General features: G+C 54.4%; 17 protein-coding genes. 14 read left to right on the forward strand and 3 right to left on the reverse strand.

Annotated features, from left to right (window positions below):
- Positions 1 to 3 precede the first annotated feature (3 nt).
- Both gpmI and N1030_RS04460 read left to right on the forward strand, forming a co-directional pair.
- Positions 4 to 1,551, forward strand: a complete 1,548-nt coding sequence (gene gpmI / locus N1030_RS04455) for a 2,3-bisphosphoglycerate-independent phosphoglycerate mutase (RefSeq protein WP_265827934.1) — start codon at positions 4 to 6, stop codon at positions 1,549 to 1,551.
- 14 nt (positions 1,552 to 1,565) lie between these two features.
- Positions 1,566 to 1,811, forward strand: coding sequence for a hypothetical protein (locus N1030_RS04460; protein WP_265827936.1), 246 nt, complete (start codon positions 1,566 to 1,568; stop codon positions 1,809 to 1,811).
- 75 nt (positions 1,812 to 1,886) lie between these two features.
- Here the strand turns inward: N1030_RS04460 and N1030_RS04465 are convergent, their stop codons facing one another.
- Complete coding sequence (locus tag N1030_RS04465; RefSeq protein WP_265827937.1) at positions 1,887 to 2,309, reverse strand: hypothetical protein; 423 nt, start codon at positions 2,307 to 2,309, stop codon at positions 1,887 to 1,889.
- A 628-nt stretch (positions 2,310 to 2,937) separates the two neighbouring features.
- Between N1030_RS04465 and N1030_RS04470 the strand changes: the two genes are divergently transcribed.
- The 5 genes from N1030_RS04470 (at position 2,938) to mtgA (ending at position 7,376) form a co-directional block, all read left to right on the forward strand.
- Positions 2,938 to 4,425 (forward strand): sodium-dependent transporter, encoded by a 1,488-nt coding sequence (locus N1030_RS04470; RefSeq protein WP_265827938.1) that lies wholly within the window; start codon positions 2,938 to 2,940, stop codon positions 4,423 to 4,425.
- A gap of 9 nt (positions 4,426 to 4,434) precedes the next feature.
- A complete protein-coding gene (locus N1030_RS04475) occupies positions 4,435 to 4,545 on the forward strand; it encodes a MetS family NSS transporter small subunit (protein ID WP_265827939.1) in 111 nt (36 codons plus the stop codon).
- A gap of 120 nt (positions 4,546 to 4,665) precedes the next feature.
- Positions 4,666 to 5,367, forward strand: coding sequence for a type 1 glutamine amidotransferase domain-containing protein (locus N1030_RS04480; RefSeq protein WP_265827940.1), 702 nt, complete (start codon positions 4,666 to 4,668; stop codon positions 5,365 to 5,367).
- Between the two features lie 164 nt (positions 5,368 to 5,531).
- A complete protein-coding gene (locus N1030_RS04485) occupies positions 5,532 to 6,500 on the forward strand; it encodes a calcium/sodium antiporter (RefSeq protein WP_265827941.1) in 969 nt (322 codons plus the stop codon).
- Between the two features lie 54 nt (positions 6,501 to 6,554).
- Entirely contained in the window at positions 6,555 to 7,376 is an 822-nt protein-coding gene (gene mtgA / locus N1030_RS04490; protein ID WP_265827942.1) for a monofunctional biosynthetic peptidoglycan transglycosylase, read from the forward strand.
- Positions 7,377 to 7,393: 17 nt separating this feature from the next.
- Here mtgA and N1030_RS04495 read toward each other — a convergent pair whose 3' ends face one another.
- Together N1030_RS04495 and N1030_RS04500 are read right to left on the reverse strand one after the other, a co-directional pair.
- Positions 7,394 to 7,786: a hypothetical protein gene (locus N1030_RS04495; protein WP_265827943.1), complete on the reverse strand. Its 393-nt coding sequence runs from the start codon at positions 7,784 to 7,786 to the stop codon at positions 7,394 to 7,396.
- A 68-nt stretch (positions 7,787 to 7,854) separates the two neighbouring features.
- On the reverse strand, positions 7,855 to 8,664 hold the full coding sequence (locus N1030_RS04500; protein WP_265827944.1) for a phosphoribosylformylglycinamidine synthase subunit PurQ: 810 nt from the start codon (positions 8,662 to 8,664) through the stop codon (positions 7,855 to 7,857).
- A 292-nt stretch (positions 8,665 to 8,956) separates the two neighbouring features.
- Between N1030_RS04500 and N1030_RS04505 the strand changes: the two genes are divergently transcribed.
- The 7 genes from N1030_RS04505 (at position 8,957) to rpoN (ending at position 15,635) form a co-directional block, all read left to right on the forward strand.
- A complete protein-coding gene (locus N1030_RS04505; protein ID WP_265827945.1) occupies positions 8,957 to 10,591 on the forward strand; it encodes a CTP synthase in 1,635 nt (544 codons plus the stop codon).
- Positions 10,592 to 10,767: 176 nt separating this feature from the next.
- Positions 10,768 to 11,589 (forward strand): 3-deoxy-8-phosphooctulonate synthase, encoded by an 822-nt coding sequence (gene kdsA / locus N1030_RS04510; protein ID WP_265827946.1) that lies wholly within the window; start codon positions 10,768 to 10,770, stop codon positions 11,587 to 11,589.
- Positions 11,579 to 12,100, forward strand: coding sequence for a KdsC family phosphatase (locus tag N1030_RS04515; protein ID WP_265827947.1), 522 nt, complete (start codon positions 11,579 to 11,581; stop codon positions 12,098 to 12,100). Before kdsA ends, N1030_RS04515 begins: the two co-directional genes overlap by 11 nt.
- Position 12,101: 1 nt before the next feature.
- A complete protein-coding gene (gene lptC / locus N1030_RS04520) occupies positions 12,102 to 12,713 on the forward strand; it encodes an LPS export ABC transporter periplasmic protein LptC (protein WP_265827948.1) in 612 nt (203 codons plus the stop codon).
- Entirely contained in the window at positions 12,700 to 13,239 is a 540-nt protein-coding gene (locus N1030_RS04525; RefSeq protein WP_265827949.1) for an LptA/OstA family protein, read from the forward strand. The genes lptC and N1030_RS04525 overlap by 14 nt, the downstream gene beginning before the upstream one ends.
- A 5-nt stretch (positions 13,240 to 13,244) precedes the next feature.
- On the forward strand, positions 13,245 to 13,967 hold the full coding sequence (lptB, locus tag N1030_RS04530) for an LPS export ABC transporter ATP-binding protein (RefSeq protein WP_265827950.1): 723 nt from the start codon (positions 13,245 to 13,247) through the stop codon (positions 13,965 to 13,967).
- A 237-nt stretch (positions 13,968 to 14,204) separates the two neighbouring features.
- Positions 14,205 to 15,635 (forward strand): RNA polymerase factor sigma-54, encoded by a 1,431-nt coding sequence (rpoN, locus tag N1030_RS04535; protein ID WP_265827951.1) that lies wholly within the window; start codon positions 14,205 to 14,207, stop codon positions 15,633 to 15,635.
- Positions 15,636 to 15,716 lie beyond the last annotated feature (81 nt).

Here is a 15,716-nt window from a genome sequence, read left to right on the forward strand (position 1 = left end):
ATAATGAGCAACTTCACTCCGACCCTGCTGCTGATTCTGGACGGTTGGGGTATTGCACCGGAAGGACCGGCCAATGCCGTCTCTTGTGCCTGCACCCCTTCGCTTGACGCTCTGCCTGCGACCTATTCCTCTACCAGCCTTGCCTGCTCCGGCCGTTCTGTCGGGTTGCCTGACGGCTTCATGGGTAACTCTGAAGTCGGGCATATGAACATCGGTGCCGGTCGTATCATCTATCAGGATATGACCCGTATCGATATTGCCATCGAGAAGGGCGAGCTTGCCGTCAATCCGGCCTTGCTGAAGCTTGTGGCGGACACCAAGGCCAAGGGCGGCAGGTTGCATCTCATGGGCCTTGTTTCCGACGGCGGAGTACACAGCCATTTACAGCATGTGTATGCCTTGCTGGAACTTGCCAGGGCGCAGGGTGTGGAGGTGTTCATTCACGCATTCATGGACGGGCGTGACACGCCTCCCTCAAGCGGCAAAGGATATATGGAGCAGCTTGTTGATGCCTGCAATCGCATAGGTGTCGGCACTGTTGCTTCCGTTTCCGGTCGCTTCTATGCCATGGACCGTGACAAGCGCTGGGACCGCGTGAAGGTTGCCTGGGACTGTCTGGTGCTGGGGCAGGGGGAGAAGGCTGCTGATCCCGTAGCTGCCATGCAGGCCGCTTACGATGCAGGCAAGACCGATGAATTCGTCATGCCGTGCAACATCGTTTCTGCTGACGGTTCTCCCGTTGCCTGCATTGATGATAACGACGGCGTGTTTTTCTTCAACTTCCGCGCCGACCGCGCCCGTGAACTTTCTCAGGCCCTGTTCGACGAATCATTCGCGGAGTTCGAGCGTGTTCGTATGCCCAGGCTGGCTGGCTTTGCCACCATGACTGCTTATGAATCCTCCTTCCCCATGGATGTGGCCTTCGTGAAAGAGAAGGGCACCGATACGCTGGGCGAGGTTGTTGCCTCTCTGGGCTTGAAGCAACTGCGTATTGCCGAGACCGAGAAGTATGCCCACGTGACATACTTTTTCAACAGCGGCCGGGAAGAGCCTCTGCCGGGAGAAGACCGTATTCTGGTCAATTCCCCCCGCGAAGTGGCTACCTACGATCTGAAGCCGGAAATGAGCGTGTACGAAGTGACGGACAAGCTCATCGCGGAATGGAATTCCGGTAAATATTCCCTTGTGGTGTGTAACCTTGCCAACCTGGACATGGTTGGCCACACCGGCATCCTGCCTGCCGCTCTTGCTGCGTGTCAGGCTGTCGATTCGTGTGTGGGGCGCATCATTGAGGCTGTTATTGCATCCGGAGGCCGTGCACTCGTGACTGCAGACCATGGTAATGCCGAGGAAATGCAGGATGCCTCCGGCAATCCGCACACGGCGCATACCATGAACAAGGTCCCCTTTGTGCTGGTGGAGAAGGACTCATCGGTATCTCTGAAAGAAGGCATTCTCGGAGATATTGCTCCCACCATTCTGGATTTGTGGGAGATTGAAAAACCTGCCGTCATGTCCGGCACAAGCCTGCTGGTAAAGCCGGTGGCGTAGTTGGGGATCAAGTAATGTCCCAGAAAAGCAATAAGCCTCTGGCTCCGGTGAAACCTGCCGGGCTTGAGATGATCTTTTTCTATCCGTGTCCGCATTGCGGACACAACGTACCGTTGCTGACGCCTGTACAGCCATCCATGGCTCAGTGCGACGCCTGCGCGCAGCATTTCCCCATCGTTCCGGTGGATGAGAAGACGTTGCGCTTCATGCGGACCATGCTGGCCAACGGCAGGGCAGCCATCGACCCGGATTTCATGTAGAGAAAGAACAGTGACTATAAAAAAAGCCCCCGCAGTGAGAACTGCGGGGGCTTTTTTCATTACCTTCGGCTGCGTTTAGGCCTTTGCGTTTTCATACGCTTCGGTCAGGCGGGCTTTGATGTATGCGCGCATATCTGCGTCATCTTCTTCAAGATTGAGGCAGCAGGCGTCTTCGCCCATAAGACCGCCGGGAACCCAGTCGCCGAGTTCGTCGGGGTCCTGAATCATGTCAGCATAGAAGCAGACGGAGAGCCAACGGGCTTCGGGCTCGTCATCGACAACGTCAACCAGTACAAACAGGCTGCGTTCCTTCTGTGCAGAATGGGTGGCCCGCAGGGAGTAGCTTACACCGGGGCGGCCCTTGAACTGCAGGGTAATGCCATCCATGGTGGCGAGGTGGTCCTTGAATTCAACAAAGGCTGCGCGGGTTCTGTTTTCGTTATCCGTCCACTGCTCGAGCAGTGCGTTCAGTTCCTTTTCGGCATTTTCAGCAAACATGCGAGTCTCCTTGGTCGGGCCATGCGTTCAGCGACGAATGTCATTCATGGATTACGATAAGTAAGTGGGTGCTTTCTCACGATAGGCCGCATCTGTCAACGAATCGCAGGAGCAGGCAAGAATTCGCCAGATCGCCAGCCATATACTTACTGTATGTAGAGAGACTGGCTGATTGATCCATGCCGCATCAGCCGTTTTTGTGCTGATTAGGTCGTCGCTGCAACATTGTGTGCGTGAACATGTGGTTTTGTAAGGAAGGCACTCATTATTTCATGTGCTTACGTTTGTATTCGTTAAAAAATGACAAAATAATGAATTTTCAATCAACAAAATTGTGGACAACTGAACGATACGAACGTAATTCAATCGGCCTTGAATGCCCGATCAGGGCGAATGGGCTTTCCGGAGATTTTTAGCATTCCTTGCCGGATAAACACGGTGTCGGGGCGCCCGGTGTGCCTCTGTCTTTTGATAGTATGTCTATCATGCCGGATTGATTGGTGTTGTTAAGTTGCAACGCATTCTTCCGGACACACCGACAGCGAGTGCTTTCAGTGGCGTGTGTGCTCACTGTGGCGATTTGCAAAAATGGTAAAACGGCAACCAAGACGTTCAGGACGGTACTTACATGAAATCACGTGAACAATGGGGCTCCCGGCTCGGATTCATTCTGGCAGCCGTAGGTTCCGCAATCGGTCTCGGCAATATCTGGCGCTTCCCGTACATGGCGTATGAAAACGGTGGCGGGGCGTTCCTTATTCCTTACATTTTCGCGCTGCTGACAGCCGGGATTCCTTTCATGATTCTGGAATTCGGGCTCGGTCAGAAGTTCCGTGGCTCCGCACCCAAGGTGTTTGCCATGCTCAATCCCAAATGGGAGTGGATTGGCTGGGCGCAGGTCATGGTGGCTTTTGTCATCTCCATCTACTATGTTGCCGTTGTTGGTTGGACCCTCAACTACACCTCCTTCGCTTTTGATCAGAGCTGGGGGGCAGATCCCAAAGCCTTCTTCTTTGGCGATTATCTTGGTCTGACCGACTCGCCGCTTAACCTCGGCGGTATTCGCTGGAATATCCTTGCTGCCTGCGCCTTTGCATGGCTGATCACCTGGGCGGCCTGTACTTCCGGTATCCGCAAGGGTATTGAACGCGCATGCAAGGTGCTTATTCCCTTGCTTTTCGTTCTGGTGCTGGTGCTGATTTCCCGTGTAGTGACGCTGGACGGTGCCATGACCGGTCTTGAATACCTGTTCAAGCCCGACTTCTCCAAGATTGCCGACTTCAGCGTATGGACCGATGCATACGGCCAGATTTTCTATTCTCTGTCCGTAGGCTTCTCCATCATGCTCGCATACTCCAGCTACCTGCCCAAGGAGTCCGACACTGCAAACAATGCAGCCATGACCGTGTTCATCAACTGCGGTTTCTCCCTGCTTGCCGGTGTCATGATCTTCAGCGTGCTGGGCAACATGGCGCATGAAACTGGCCAGTCCGTTACGGACGTAGCCGGTGCCGGCGTCGGTCTGGCCTTCGTGATCATTCCCAAGGCAATCAACACGATGCCCATGCCCACCTTCTTCGGCGTGCTGTTCTTCCTCTGTCTCGTCATGGCAGGCATCAGTTCCCTGATTTCCATTGTTGAAGCTGTCTGCTCTTCTTTCATCGACAAGTTCGGCTGGTCCCGCAAGGCCACCGTTACCGTATACTGTGTCGGCGGCTTTGCCCTGACCTCCATCTTCGCAACCGGCGGCGGCCTGCTGATTCTGGATATTGTTGACCACTTCATCAACAACCTCTGCCTGCTGCCTGTGGCATTGCTCGAAATCGTGCTCATCAGCTGGTTTGTGGGCCTTGAAGACTTCCGTAAGCACGTGAACCTCACTTCTGATTTTACTGTGGGTAACGTGTGGAAGACCTGTCTCAAGGTTGTGACCATTGTTGTTCTTGGTTACGCAACGTTCCAGAACCTGCAGGGCGACATTGCGACTCCCTATGGCGGATACGCTTTTGACGAACTGATCGTTCTCGGCTGGGCGCTGATTCCCTTTGTTCTCATGATGGGGGTATACCTGCGCAACAAGCAGGCTGCTCCCTCCTTCCTGACCAGCCAGCACTAGGAGACAGATATGACAACTTCCTCTATCATCATGATGTGCGTCGGTTTTGGTGTGACTTGGGGGGGAGCATGCTGGTGCATGCGCCTTGCCATACAGAAGCACCTTTCCAGCAAGGATTAGAAAAATGGACGGCCGCCATGAGCGGCCGTTTTCTTTTGCCGGGGAAATATGTAGGGCGTGGCCTTTACACGCCGCAGGCAATGTATACAATGGCAGGAAATGTTCACAAGGAGCGAACTGATGTCCAAAACTGTTCTGATGGTGCTTACTTCTCACGATACGCTTGGTGAAAGCGGTCATCCCACCGGATGGTGGCTTGAAGAAATGGCTGCCCCGTATCTGCTGTTTCGTGACGCGGGTCTTGACGTGACCGTTGCGACCCCGCAGGGAGGCAAGGCTCCGCTTGATCCCCGAAGCACCTTGGATGAAGCCCAGAACGAATGGACCCGTCGTTTCATGCAGGATAAGGAAGCGCAGGATGCCGTAAATGACACCATTCCCGTGGATATGGTGCGTGCCGAGGACTATGACGTGCTGTTCTTTCCCGGCGGTCACGGTCCGATGTTCGACCTGGCGGAAGATGAATCCGTGGCGGATATGATTACGGACTTCATTCTTGAAAAGAAGCCGGTGGCGGCTGTATGCCATGGCCCGGCCGCGCTTCTGTCCGCCATGGATGGTAACGGAAATCCCGTTCTTGCAAAGAAGCGGGTGACCGGTTTTTCCAACGCGGAAGAAACCGCCATTGCGCTGCACGAAGTGGTTCCCTTCCTTCTGGAAGATGCCCTGAAAGAGAAGGGTGCACGCTACGAATGTGGTCCTGAATGGCAGGCACATGTTGTGGAGGACGGCCTTCTGCTCACCGGACAGAACCCGGCTTCCTCTCTGCCTCTTGCAGAAGCCGTGCTCAAACGGCTGGGAGTGAACTACGTACGTAAGTAGGGCGGGTGTCGTCTTGACCAATCGGCCCTTGTAAACCATCTGAAGCGAGCGTATGGAGGGGCGTCGTTGATCGCGATGCCCTTTCTTTTCGAACTACAATCAGGCTGCATGTCTTTCAGCCGATAGTTATTTACCCCTGAGAAACACACAGGATCATTTCATTCATGCTTTACGCTATTGCCAGCATCCTCATAGGGCTTGTTCTGCTCGTCTGGAGCGCTGACCGTTTTGTGGATGGCGCTGCAGCTACTGCCCGCCACTTCGGCATGCCCCCCTTGCTTATCGGTATGGTCATTGTCGGCTTCGGCACTTCCGTGCCCGAAATGCTCGTTTCTGCCCAATCCGCCCTGCAGGGCAATCCCGGACTGGCGCTTGGAAATGCCTATGGGTCAAACATTGCCAACATCGCGCTTATTCTGGGAGCAGCTTCGCTCATAAGCCCCATTGCAGTCCATTCGCAGGTGTTGCGCCGTGAATTGCCGATTTTGCTCGGCATTTCCCTTGTGGCTCTTGTGCAGTTGTGGGATGGCCATCTTTCCCGTCTGGATGCAGCGGTACTCCTGCTGCTTTTCGCCTCCATCATGGGCTGGTCCATCATGCAGGGAATGCGGGAGCGGACCGATTCTTTCGGGACGGAGATGGACGAGGAGATGCGCTCCAATGTCATGCCCATCGGCAAGGCTGTCATGTGGCTTGTCATTGGCCTTGGCGTGCTCATGCTCAGTTCCCGCATGCTGGTGTGGGGCGCAGTTACCGTTGCCCAGTCGCTGGGGGTGAGCGACCTGATCATTGGTCTTACCGTTGTCGCTCTCGGAACCTCATTGCCGGAACTGGCGTCTTCTGTGGCGGCCGCGTTCAAGAAGGAACATGATATTGCTCTTGGCAACGTGCTTGGCTCAAACATGTTCAATACCCTTGCCGTAGTGGGCATTGCAGGTTCCATTCAGCCGCTGGATGTGGACAATGCCGTTCTTTTCCGGGATATGCCCGTAATGATTGGCCTGACTCTGTCTCTGCTGTTCATGGGCCTTCGGTTCCGCAAGGAGTCCCGCATCAATCGTTTTGAAGCGGTGTTGTTGCTTCTGGTGTATGTCGGCTACAACGGTTGGCTGGTGATGACCGCATTGTCATAAAACCTGTTTTGTCGCATGACGGCCCTTCCCGATACGGTGGGGTTGGAGGAGCATATGCGGCAATTGCTGGAATTTCTGAAACTACCCACGCGCTCCCTGTCGGCGGAGGATTCCTCCGATGGGGAGCAGCGTCAGCATATTCTGAAAAGACTGCCGGTAAAGCGCGTGCTGCGTTTTGGGCTGCGCATTCTGCTTATTCTGGCTGTCCTCGGCGTATTGGATGTCGCCCGCTTTCTGATCTGGCCCGATGTGGGGGCATTGAAAAAGCAGAACCCTCAGACCACCGCCTTCATGGAATACCGCAAGGAACAGTGGGCAGAGCAGGGGCGCAAGAAGACCTTGAAGCACCAGTGGGTGAAGCTGCGCGATATATCCCCGAATCTGGTCAAAGCGGTGACCATAGCCGAGGATGACCGCTTCTGGATGCATGAAGGGTTTGACTTTGAAGGCATCGAAGAGGCGTTGCTGCGCAATCTGGAAGAGGGGCGCTTTGCGGCGGGTGGCAGTACCATCTCGCAGCAGTTGGCCAAAAATCTCTATTTCACGCCCACAAAAAGTCTTGTCCGCAAACTGCGTGAAGCCGTGGTGACATGGCGGGTGGAAAACGAACTCAGCAAGTCGCGCATTCTTGAGCTGTATCTCAATTGCATTGAGTGGGGCGATGGCGTGTTTGGCGTCGGCGCAGCTTCCCGTCACTATTTCGGCAAATCTCCCTCTGCCTTGACCCCGAATGAGGCTGCCGCTCTGGCTGCCATACTTCCCAATCCTCTTAAATGGTCTCCCACATCACAATCCCGGGTGGTGAAGCTGCGCAAGCGGATCATCCTGAGACGCCTTGAAAGACGGCTGCAGCAGGATGCGCCTGTGACTCAATAGCACCAAGCAGTCGGTGGTCAGGAGGCGGCAGGAGTCTGCTCTTCGGATACATCGAACTGGCGTATGTGGAGCAGCGGAATGAAGCTTAATGCCTTGTCGGTGCGGGTGATCTGCAGCGTGCTTTGTTCCGTCACTTCCCACGAAAGGCAGGGAATGGTGGCAACGCCGCCGTCAGCATAGCGGATTGTCAGTTTGTAGGTCAGGGGAGCTTTGATTCTGCGGGCATTCTGTTCGTTTTGAGAAACCATGTCCGCCTTCATGGTCAGTATCCAGTGAAGGATGGCCTGCTTCTTGTTTTCCAGCGTGTTGTGCACGGCACACAAGCCCACCTTCTGGCTGTCCGGTGCCGGGACAAAGCCGTGTATGAAGCCGCCCGTGGCGTCTTTGCCGCAGATGAAACAGGGAACCATGACGCGCTCTCCCTTTGCATTGAATGGAAAAATCCCCCTGTGCCTCAAGCGCAGGGGGATTTTGTCAGTTACAGGCTCTTCAGGTATTCAATGCCTTTCTTGAGCAGGATGATGCCAAGCTCGCTGGTTTCGCCTGCCGTCCAGCCGGGGTGGTTCGTCGGGTGGTTGTAGGCCTCGGGGTGAGGCATCAGACCGAGAATGCGTCCGGTGGGATCGGTGAGACCGGCGATTCCCATGGGGGAACCGTTGGGGTTCAGCGGATAGGCTTCGGTTGCTTCGCCCGTGGCGGGGTCGGCATACTGCAGGGCAATGAGGTTGTTCTTGATCAGGGCCTCACGCACCGCATCGTCACGGAAGATGATCTTGCCTTCGCCGTGACGTACGGGGAGGTAAAGCAGATCAATGCCCTTGGTGAATACGCAGGGGCTGTTCGGATTGGCCTTCAGGTGCACCCAGCGGTCTTCGAAGCGAGCCGAATCGTTGTGGGAAAGCGAAACCTGGCGGTCAAAATATTCTCCTCCTATAGCGGGCAGCAGTCCCAGCTTCACCAGAAGCTGGAAACCGTTGCAGATGCCGAGGATGATGCCTCCATTGGCAAAAAAGGTCTTCAACTGGTTGAGCAGGGGTTCCTTCTGCTCTGTGGCGGCGTGGCGCCAGCGCTGTGCAGCGGCCAGTGCGGATCCGAGGTCATCCCCGTCCAGAAAGCCGCCGGGGAAGATCAGGAAGTTGTAGTCGGTAAGCCGGGTACGGCCGGCAACGAGATCGGAAAAGTAGGCGATATCCGCAACATCCGCGCCGGAAAGGCGGGCTGCATGGGCGGATTCCACTTCACAATTGGTGCCGTATCCGGTGATAACCAGAGTCTTAGCCTGGGCCATTGCTGCAATGTCTCCTGAAAAGTTGTCGTGTGGCAAAAAAGGGTCTTTACTTGCTCAACCGGTTCGGGTAGACCCTGTCGCTTTTGGGATGCTCAAATGTCCCCACAGAGTGATCCGCGCGACAAGGCGGTAGAGCAGTGCAGGGACCGATGATCATAGTTGCACACTCGGTAACAGTCAACGGCTGACGTTGGTTGAAATTTTGTGTATTACTGAGCGGATGTGTTGAAATCCGATTGTTCTTAGGATTTGGCACCAGTTTTTTCAAACACATACCCTTAGGCAGGAGTGTATGAAGACCAAGTTTATTTTTGTTACCGGTGGGGTATTGTCCTCTCTGGGCAAGGGTTTGGCAGCCGCTTCTCTCGGCGTGCTGCTCAAGGCCCGCGGTCTCAATGTGACCATTCAGAAGCTGGACCCCTACATCAACGTAGACCCCGGTACCATGAACCCCTTCCAGCACGGCGAAGTGTACGTGACCGATGACGGCGCTGAAACCGACCTGGACCTCGGTCACTATGAGCGTTTCCTCAACGTTCCCATGAGCCAGAAGAACAATTGCACTTCCGGCTCCATTTACTACCGGGTTATTACCAAGGAACGTCGCGGCGATTATCTTGGCGGCACCGTGCAGGTCATTCCGCACATCACCGACGAGATCAAGAAGAGCATTCTCGATCTGGCCAGCGATGATCTTGATGTAGCCATCGTGGAAATCGGCGGTACCGTGGGCGACATTGAAGGCCAGCCCTTCCTTGAAGCCATCCGTCAGCTCCGCAGCGATCTGGGACGTGAGCACTGCATGTATGTCCACCTTACGCTGGTTCCCTACCTGCGTGCGGCCGGAGAGCACAAGACCAAGCCCACCCAGCACAGCGTTAAGGAACTGCGTTCCATCGGCATTCAGCCTGACATCATCATCTGCCGCTGCGAAGAGCCCATCAACAGCGACCTTAAGCGCAAGATTGCTCTGTTCTGCAACGTGGATCACGATGCCGTGTTCTCCGCTCAGGACGTGAAGAATATCTACGAAGTGCCGTTGTTCTTCTATGAAGAAGGGCTGGACCAGAAGGTTGCCATCATGCTGCGTCTTCCTGCCAAGAACGCGGATCTTACCGCGTGGCAGAAGCTCATCCATACCTTCAACAATCCCGTTGGTACCGTTCGTATCGGTATCGTGGGCAAGTATGTGGACCTCAAGGAAGCATACAAGAGCCTTCACGAAGCGCTTGTGCACGGTGGTTTGGCTAACAAGGTTAAAGTTGAGCTTGAATATGTGAACTCGGAAGAAATCACGGCCCACAATGTCAAGAAGATGCTGAAGGACCTTGATGGCATTCTGGTTCCCGGCGGTTTCGGTCTTCGCGGGGTGGAAGGCAAGATTCTTGCCATCCGCCATGCTCGCGAAAACAAGATCCCCTTCTTCGGCATTTGTCTCGGCATGCAGCTTGCGGTAATCGAATATGCCCGCAACGTGCTTGGCCTTGAAGGCGCTACCTCCGAAGAGTTCGATGAGATGGCCAAGGACAAGGTCATCTACCTAATGACCGAATGGTACGACTTCCGCCGTCAGTCCACCGAAAAGCGCGACGAGCTCAGCGACAAGGGCGGGACCATGCGTCTGGGTACCTATCCCTGTACGCTCCGTCCTGATACCAACGCCATTCGTGCCTACTCCGTGGAGAACATCGAAGAGCGTCACCGTCACCGCTTTGAATTCAACAAGGCCTATTTCCAGCGCCTTGAAGAAGCCGGACTCGTGTTCTCCGGTCTTTCTCCCGACGGTGAACTGGTTGAAATCGTGGAAATCAAGGAGCATCCGTGGTTCCTCGGTTGCCAGTTCCATCCCGAGTTCAAGTCTACTCCGATGAATCCGCATCCGCTGTTCCGCGAGTTCATCAAGGCCGCAAAGAAGAACAAGGCGTAACCTGCCTATGCGGCTGCAAAACGGACGCCGCGTGGTGTCCACTCCTGCCTATCCCTAAGAGGTGTAATCGGGGGCTCACGCATGTGTGCCCCCGATTTTATGCTTTCTTTCACGGGATGATTGCGGTAGTTAATTGATTTCATGATCAAGACGCAAAACAGGATAGCAATCTCAGCATGTACGCACACTTAGCTAAGCCATTATATGACTCTTTCGTTTCCGGCCCGTTTGTCTTTGCAGGACCTTGCGCTCTGGAAAGCTTTGAGCTGGCGTTGGAAACCGCCCATGCAGTAAAGGAAGCCGCGGCAGCCTGCGGACTCACCGCCGTATTCAAAAGTTCTTATGACAAGGCAAACCGGACATCTTTGAGCAGTTTCAGAGGTCCCGGCATGTCCAAGGGCCTTGAGTGGCTTGCCCGAATCAAGGAAGAGACTGGGCTGCCGGTCGTGACCGATATTCATGAGCACGAGCAGGCTGCTCCGGTGGCCGAAGTTGCCGACATCCTGCAGATTCCCGCCTTTCTCTGTCGCCAGACAAGTCTGTTGCAGGCAGCGGCCAGTACCGGACGCATAATTAATGTGAAAAAAGGGCAGTTTGTAGCTCCTTGGGATATGAAGCCCGCGCTGGACAAGCTTTTTGCTACCGGCAACCGTTGTATCCTTTTGACGGAGCGTGGAGCTTCCTTCGGCTACAACAATCTTGTGGTGGATTTCCGCTCTTTCCCCATTATGCAGTCCTTTGGGGTGCCCGTGGTGTTTGATGCAACGCATTCCGTGCAGTTGCCGGGAGGCCAGGGCGGTTGTTCCGGAGGCGACAGGCAGTATGTGCCCAAGCTTGCCCGTGCAGCAGTGGCTGCCGGTGTAAACGGCGTGTTCCTTGAATGTCATCCCGATCCGGACAAAGCGCTTTGCGACGGTCCCAACAGTTGGCCGCTGAACAAGCTGGCTCCTCTTTTGAAAGATCTTAAAACATTGTGGGCTGTTGATTATGCGTGCTGAGCAACTTGCCAAGGAAATCAAGGTCATCGTGCTTGACTGCGACGGCGTGCTCACGGATGGCGGCCTGTATTACGATGCTGAAGGAAAGGTAACCAAGCGTTTCAATGTGCAGGACGGCCTTGGCATCAAGGTGGTGCAGAAGGTGGGCATTCCTGTTGCCGTCATTACCGGTCTGGAATCCGATGCCGTTAAGGCTCGTATTACCACGCTGGGTATCGACGATTATTTTTCCGGTTTTCTCGACAAGATGGACTGTCTTGAGATCATCCGTTCCAAGTACGGCATCACCATGCAGAATATCGCATATGTCGGAGACGACTGGGTTGACCTTGGTCCTATGCGCGCCGTTGGTCTGCCCATTGCTGTAGCCAACGCGCAGCCGGAAACCAAGGATGTTGCCCGTTTTGTCACACAGTCCCGTGGTGGTGACGGTGCCGTGCGTGAGGTTATCCGCTTTATTCTCAAGGCGCAGGGCAAGCTTGAGCAGGCCATGAGCCGCTGGAACGTATAGGATGCGCATTCGCTATCTGTTGATCGGGGCAGCGGTGCTCGCTATTGCCGGTGTGGTTGCCATGAATCTGGTCTCGGAAAAGGTGGTGCACGAAGTACGTATGGCTGTGCAGCAGAACCAGCAGGGACCTGAAGGCGTGGTGGACCTTACCCTGAAAGGGGTGGAACTCCTCCAGGGGGAACACGGCGAAGAGTTGTGGCACCTTGAGGCTCAGGGGGCATGGTACGACCAGAAGGAAGGTGTTATTCAGGTCTCCCATCCGGTCATTACCTATTTCCTCAAGCCTGATAAGCAGGAGCTTGTGGTCCGTTCCGTTCGAGGCGTGGTCAATCAGACAGCCAAGATTGCCCGTCTGTGGGAAGATGTTGAAATCGAACGTAATGGCGGATACATCCGTAGCAGTCTGATGATCTATAACGGCACCAGTCACACATTGCATATTCCCGGTGTTGCCCGTTTTGACGGGCCGGATCTGTTCGGCAATGCCACCAACGTGACTTGGCACCTCAATGAAAACTTCGTGCAGGCGGAACAGGATGTCTCAGTCGAAATGCGCATCCGCCAGCGTCTGGATGATTTGGTGGAAGGAGAAAACAAGGATGTTTCGAACTAGTCGTTTACTCATTGCCATGTGTCTTGTGGCTCTTTTTGTTGCTACCGGGAGCGCTGCGTACGCCGAAGAGATGGTACCCATAAAGGTTACCTCCGATAAGCTTAACTATGATGCATCTGGCCAGAAAGTGACCTTTGAAGGCAATGTGCATGTGACGCATCCTGACGCCCAACTCTGGTCCAAGAAAATCACCATCCTGCTTACTCCCAAAGACAACAAGCCCAAAGAAAAGAAAGAAGATGACGGAGCCGCCATGGATCCCGGCCAGATCGACAAGATCATTGCCGAAGGTACCGTCAAGGTTGTCATGACCGACGGCAAGACCGGTGACTGCGAGAAGGCGACGTACAACCTCGGCACCGGAGTTCTGATCATGGAGGGCTCACCCGTGCTGAGAGATGGCGCCAACAGCATTCAGGGCGAGACCATCAATTTTTATGTGAAGGAAAACAAGAGCGAAGTTCTTGGCTCTTCCGCACTTCCTGTAGAAGCCCTTTTCTCCGCTCCCAAGCGCGTTAAGAAGTAGGCAGCATGTCGGTTCTTGAAGCTGAATCTCTCCATAAGCAATACGGCAAGCGTGAAGTTGTTCGTGGTATTTCCCTGAGTATGAAGCAGGGCGAGGTGGTAGGCCTGCTTGGACCCAACGGGGCAGGCAAGACAACGACCTTCTATATGCTCATCGGCATGGTCAAACCCACAAGCGGTATTGTCCGCTACGATGGCAGCGAAATCACGGACTGGCCCCTGCACGAACGTGCCCGTGTCGGTCTGAGTTATCTTCCGCAGGAAAGCTCCGTATTCCGCAAGCTGACAGTTCGTCAGAATCTGGAGCTCATTCTGGAGCATACCGATATGCCCAAATCCGTCCAGCGGAAGAGGGCGGATACATTGCTTGAAGAGTTCCGCATTACCCACATTGCAGACTCCATGGCCATGCATCTTTCCGGCGGTGAGCGTCGTCGTCTGGAAATAGCCCGTGCCCTGATCCGCAAGCCGCGCTTTATCCTGCTGGATGAACCCTTTGCCGGTATCGATCCTCTTGCTGTAGACGATATTCAGGCTATCATTCGGGGGTTGAGCAACCGGGGTATAGGTGTCCTTATTTCTGACCACAACGTGCGTGAAACGTTGAATATCTGTGACCGTGCATATCTTGTGTTCGAGGGGCAGATCATCCTCAACGGCACTCCTGCGCAGATAGTGAACGATCCCAAGGCCAGACGCGTCTATCTTGGTGAAGGATTCAGCCTGTAAGTTTTCCAGTTTTTTCTGACAACTCTCTAAAAAGTTTTGAGAAGAGATTTCTCTATGCCGCAAAAGCCCGATTTTCGGGCTTTTCTTTGTTGCATGGTTATTGCTTGTATGGCAAAAAGGAGCCAGGCATAGAGATTTTGGAATGCTTCTTGATAGGGGTGGATTTTACTCAACGCAGAACAGATCTTTCCTGTCGGTGAAAATCTGGCAGGGTAACGATTTCGGATGACAGCGCCTATGGCACTTGAACTACGTCAGCAACTGAAGCTCTCTCAGCAACTCGTAATGACGCCGCAATTGCAGCAGGCGATCAAGCTGTTGCAGTTGTCCCGTCTTGAGCTCATGGAGACCGTGCAGCAGGAGTTGCTGGAGAATCCGTTTCTCGAAGAAGCTTCCGAAGCCCTCACACCGGCGGATGCCACGGAAAAGCCTGAGCTGCGTTCCGAGACCGCCGAAGCCTATGACAAGGAACTCGCCTCCAATGCCGACTGGGAAGACTATCTGGGAGACTTTTCCAGTACGACCAGACAGGTTGCTTCCCGCGAGACCGAAATTCCCGAGGAAGGCACCTCCTTCGAGGCCCGCTTGTCTTCCCGCCCGTCTCTGGACGGCCATCTTTCCTGGCAGCTCACACTCTCCAATATAACCGAACGCCAGCACACCATAGGCGAGATCATTATCGGCAACATCGGTTCCAACGGCTATCTGCATGCCTCTCTTCAGGAAATGGCGGAGATGGCAGGGCCCGATGTCGAAACGGCGGAAGTGGAAGAGATGTTGCGCCGCATTCAGCGCTTCGATCCAGTCGGCGTTGCCGCACGCACGCCTCAGGAATGTCTGCTGGTGCAGATTGAAGTGCTGGGCTACGACCGCGACCCCGTACTGGTGGAAATCGTCCGGGATCACCTTGAGGATCTGGAGAAGCGCCGCTACAAGCCGCTGTGTCGCAAGTTCCGTATCAACATGGATGATCTTCGGGAGTATCTTGAACTCATCCAGACCCTTGATCCCATGCCGGGTGCCAGTTTCGGCAGCAGCGAACCTCAGTATGTGGCACCGGATGTATTCGTGCACAAATATGACGGAGAGTTCGTCATCATTCTCAACGAAGAAGGTCTGCCAAGTCTGCAACTTTCTGATATAGTTGATACTCTTCCTGTGGTGACAGGATCTGACAAGGATTATTTCCAGGAGAAGATGCGTTCTGCTTCATGGCTCATCAAGAGCCTGCATCAGCGCCAGCGCACGCTCTACAAGGTTATGGAGAGTATCGTAAAATATCAGCGCGGCTTCTTCGAGGAAGGTGTAACCGCACTCAAGCCTTTGATTCTCAAGGATATCGCTGACGATATCGGTATGCATGAATCCACGGTCAGCCGTATTACCACCAGTAAATACGTGGCGACCCCGCACGGAATTTTCGAGCTGAAGTTCTTCTTCAACAGCGCCATCGGTATGGATGATGGCAGCTCCGTAGGCTCTGAGAGCGTTAAGGCCCTCATTAAGCAGCTTATTGGCGACGAAAATCCCAAACGTCCGCTCAGCGATGAGCGCATCGGTGAAATTCTCAAAGAAAAATTGCAATTGAATATTGCCCGAAGAACCGTTGCGAAGTATCGTACAGCTATGGACATCCCTTCATCGTCCAAGCGGAAGTCCGCTTTTTAACGGAGGGAGCTTCCGGCAGCGCCGGGTCGGGTTGGAGGCAACCTCAAAGACGTGAGAGGCATAACTGCACAAAGTGCAGTA

Source organism: Desulfovibrio mangrovi, from assembly GCF_026230175.1.
Taxonomy (GTDB): Bacteria; Desulfobacterota; Desulfovibrionia; order Desulfovibrionales; family Desulfovibrionaceae; genus Halodesulfovibrio; species Halodesulfovibrio mangrovi.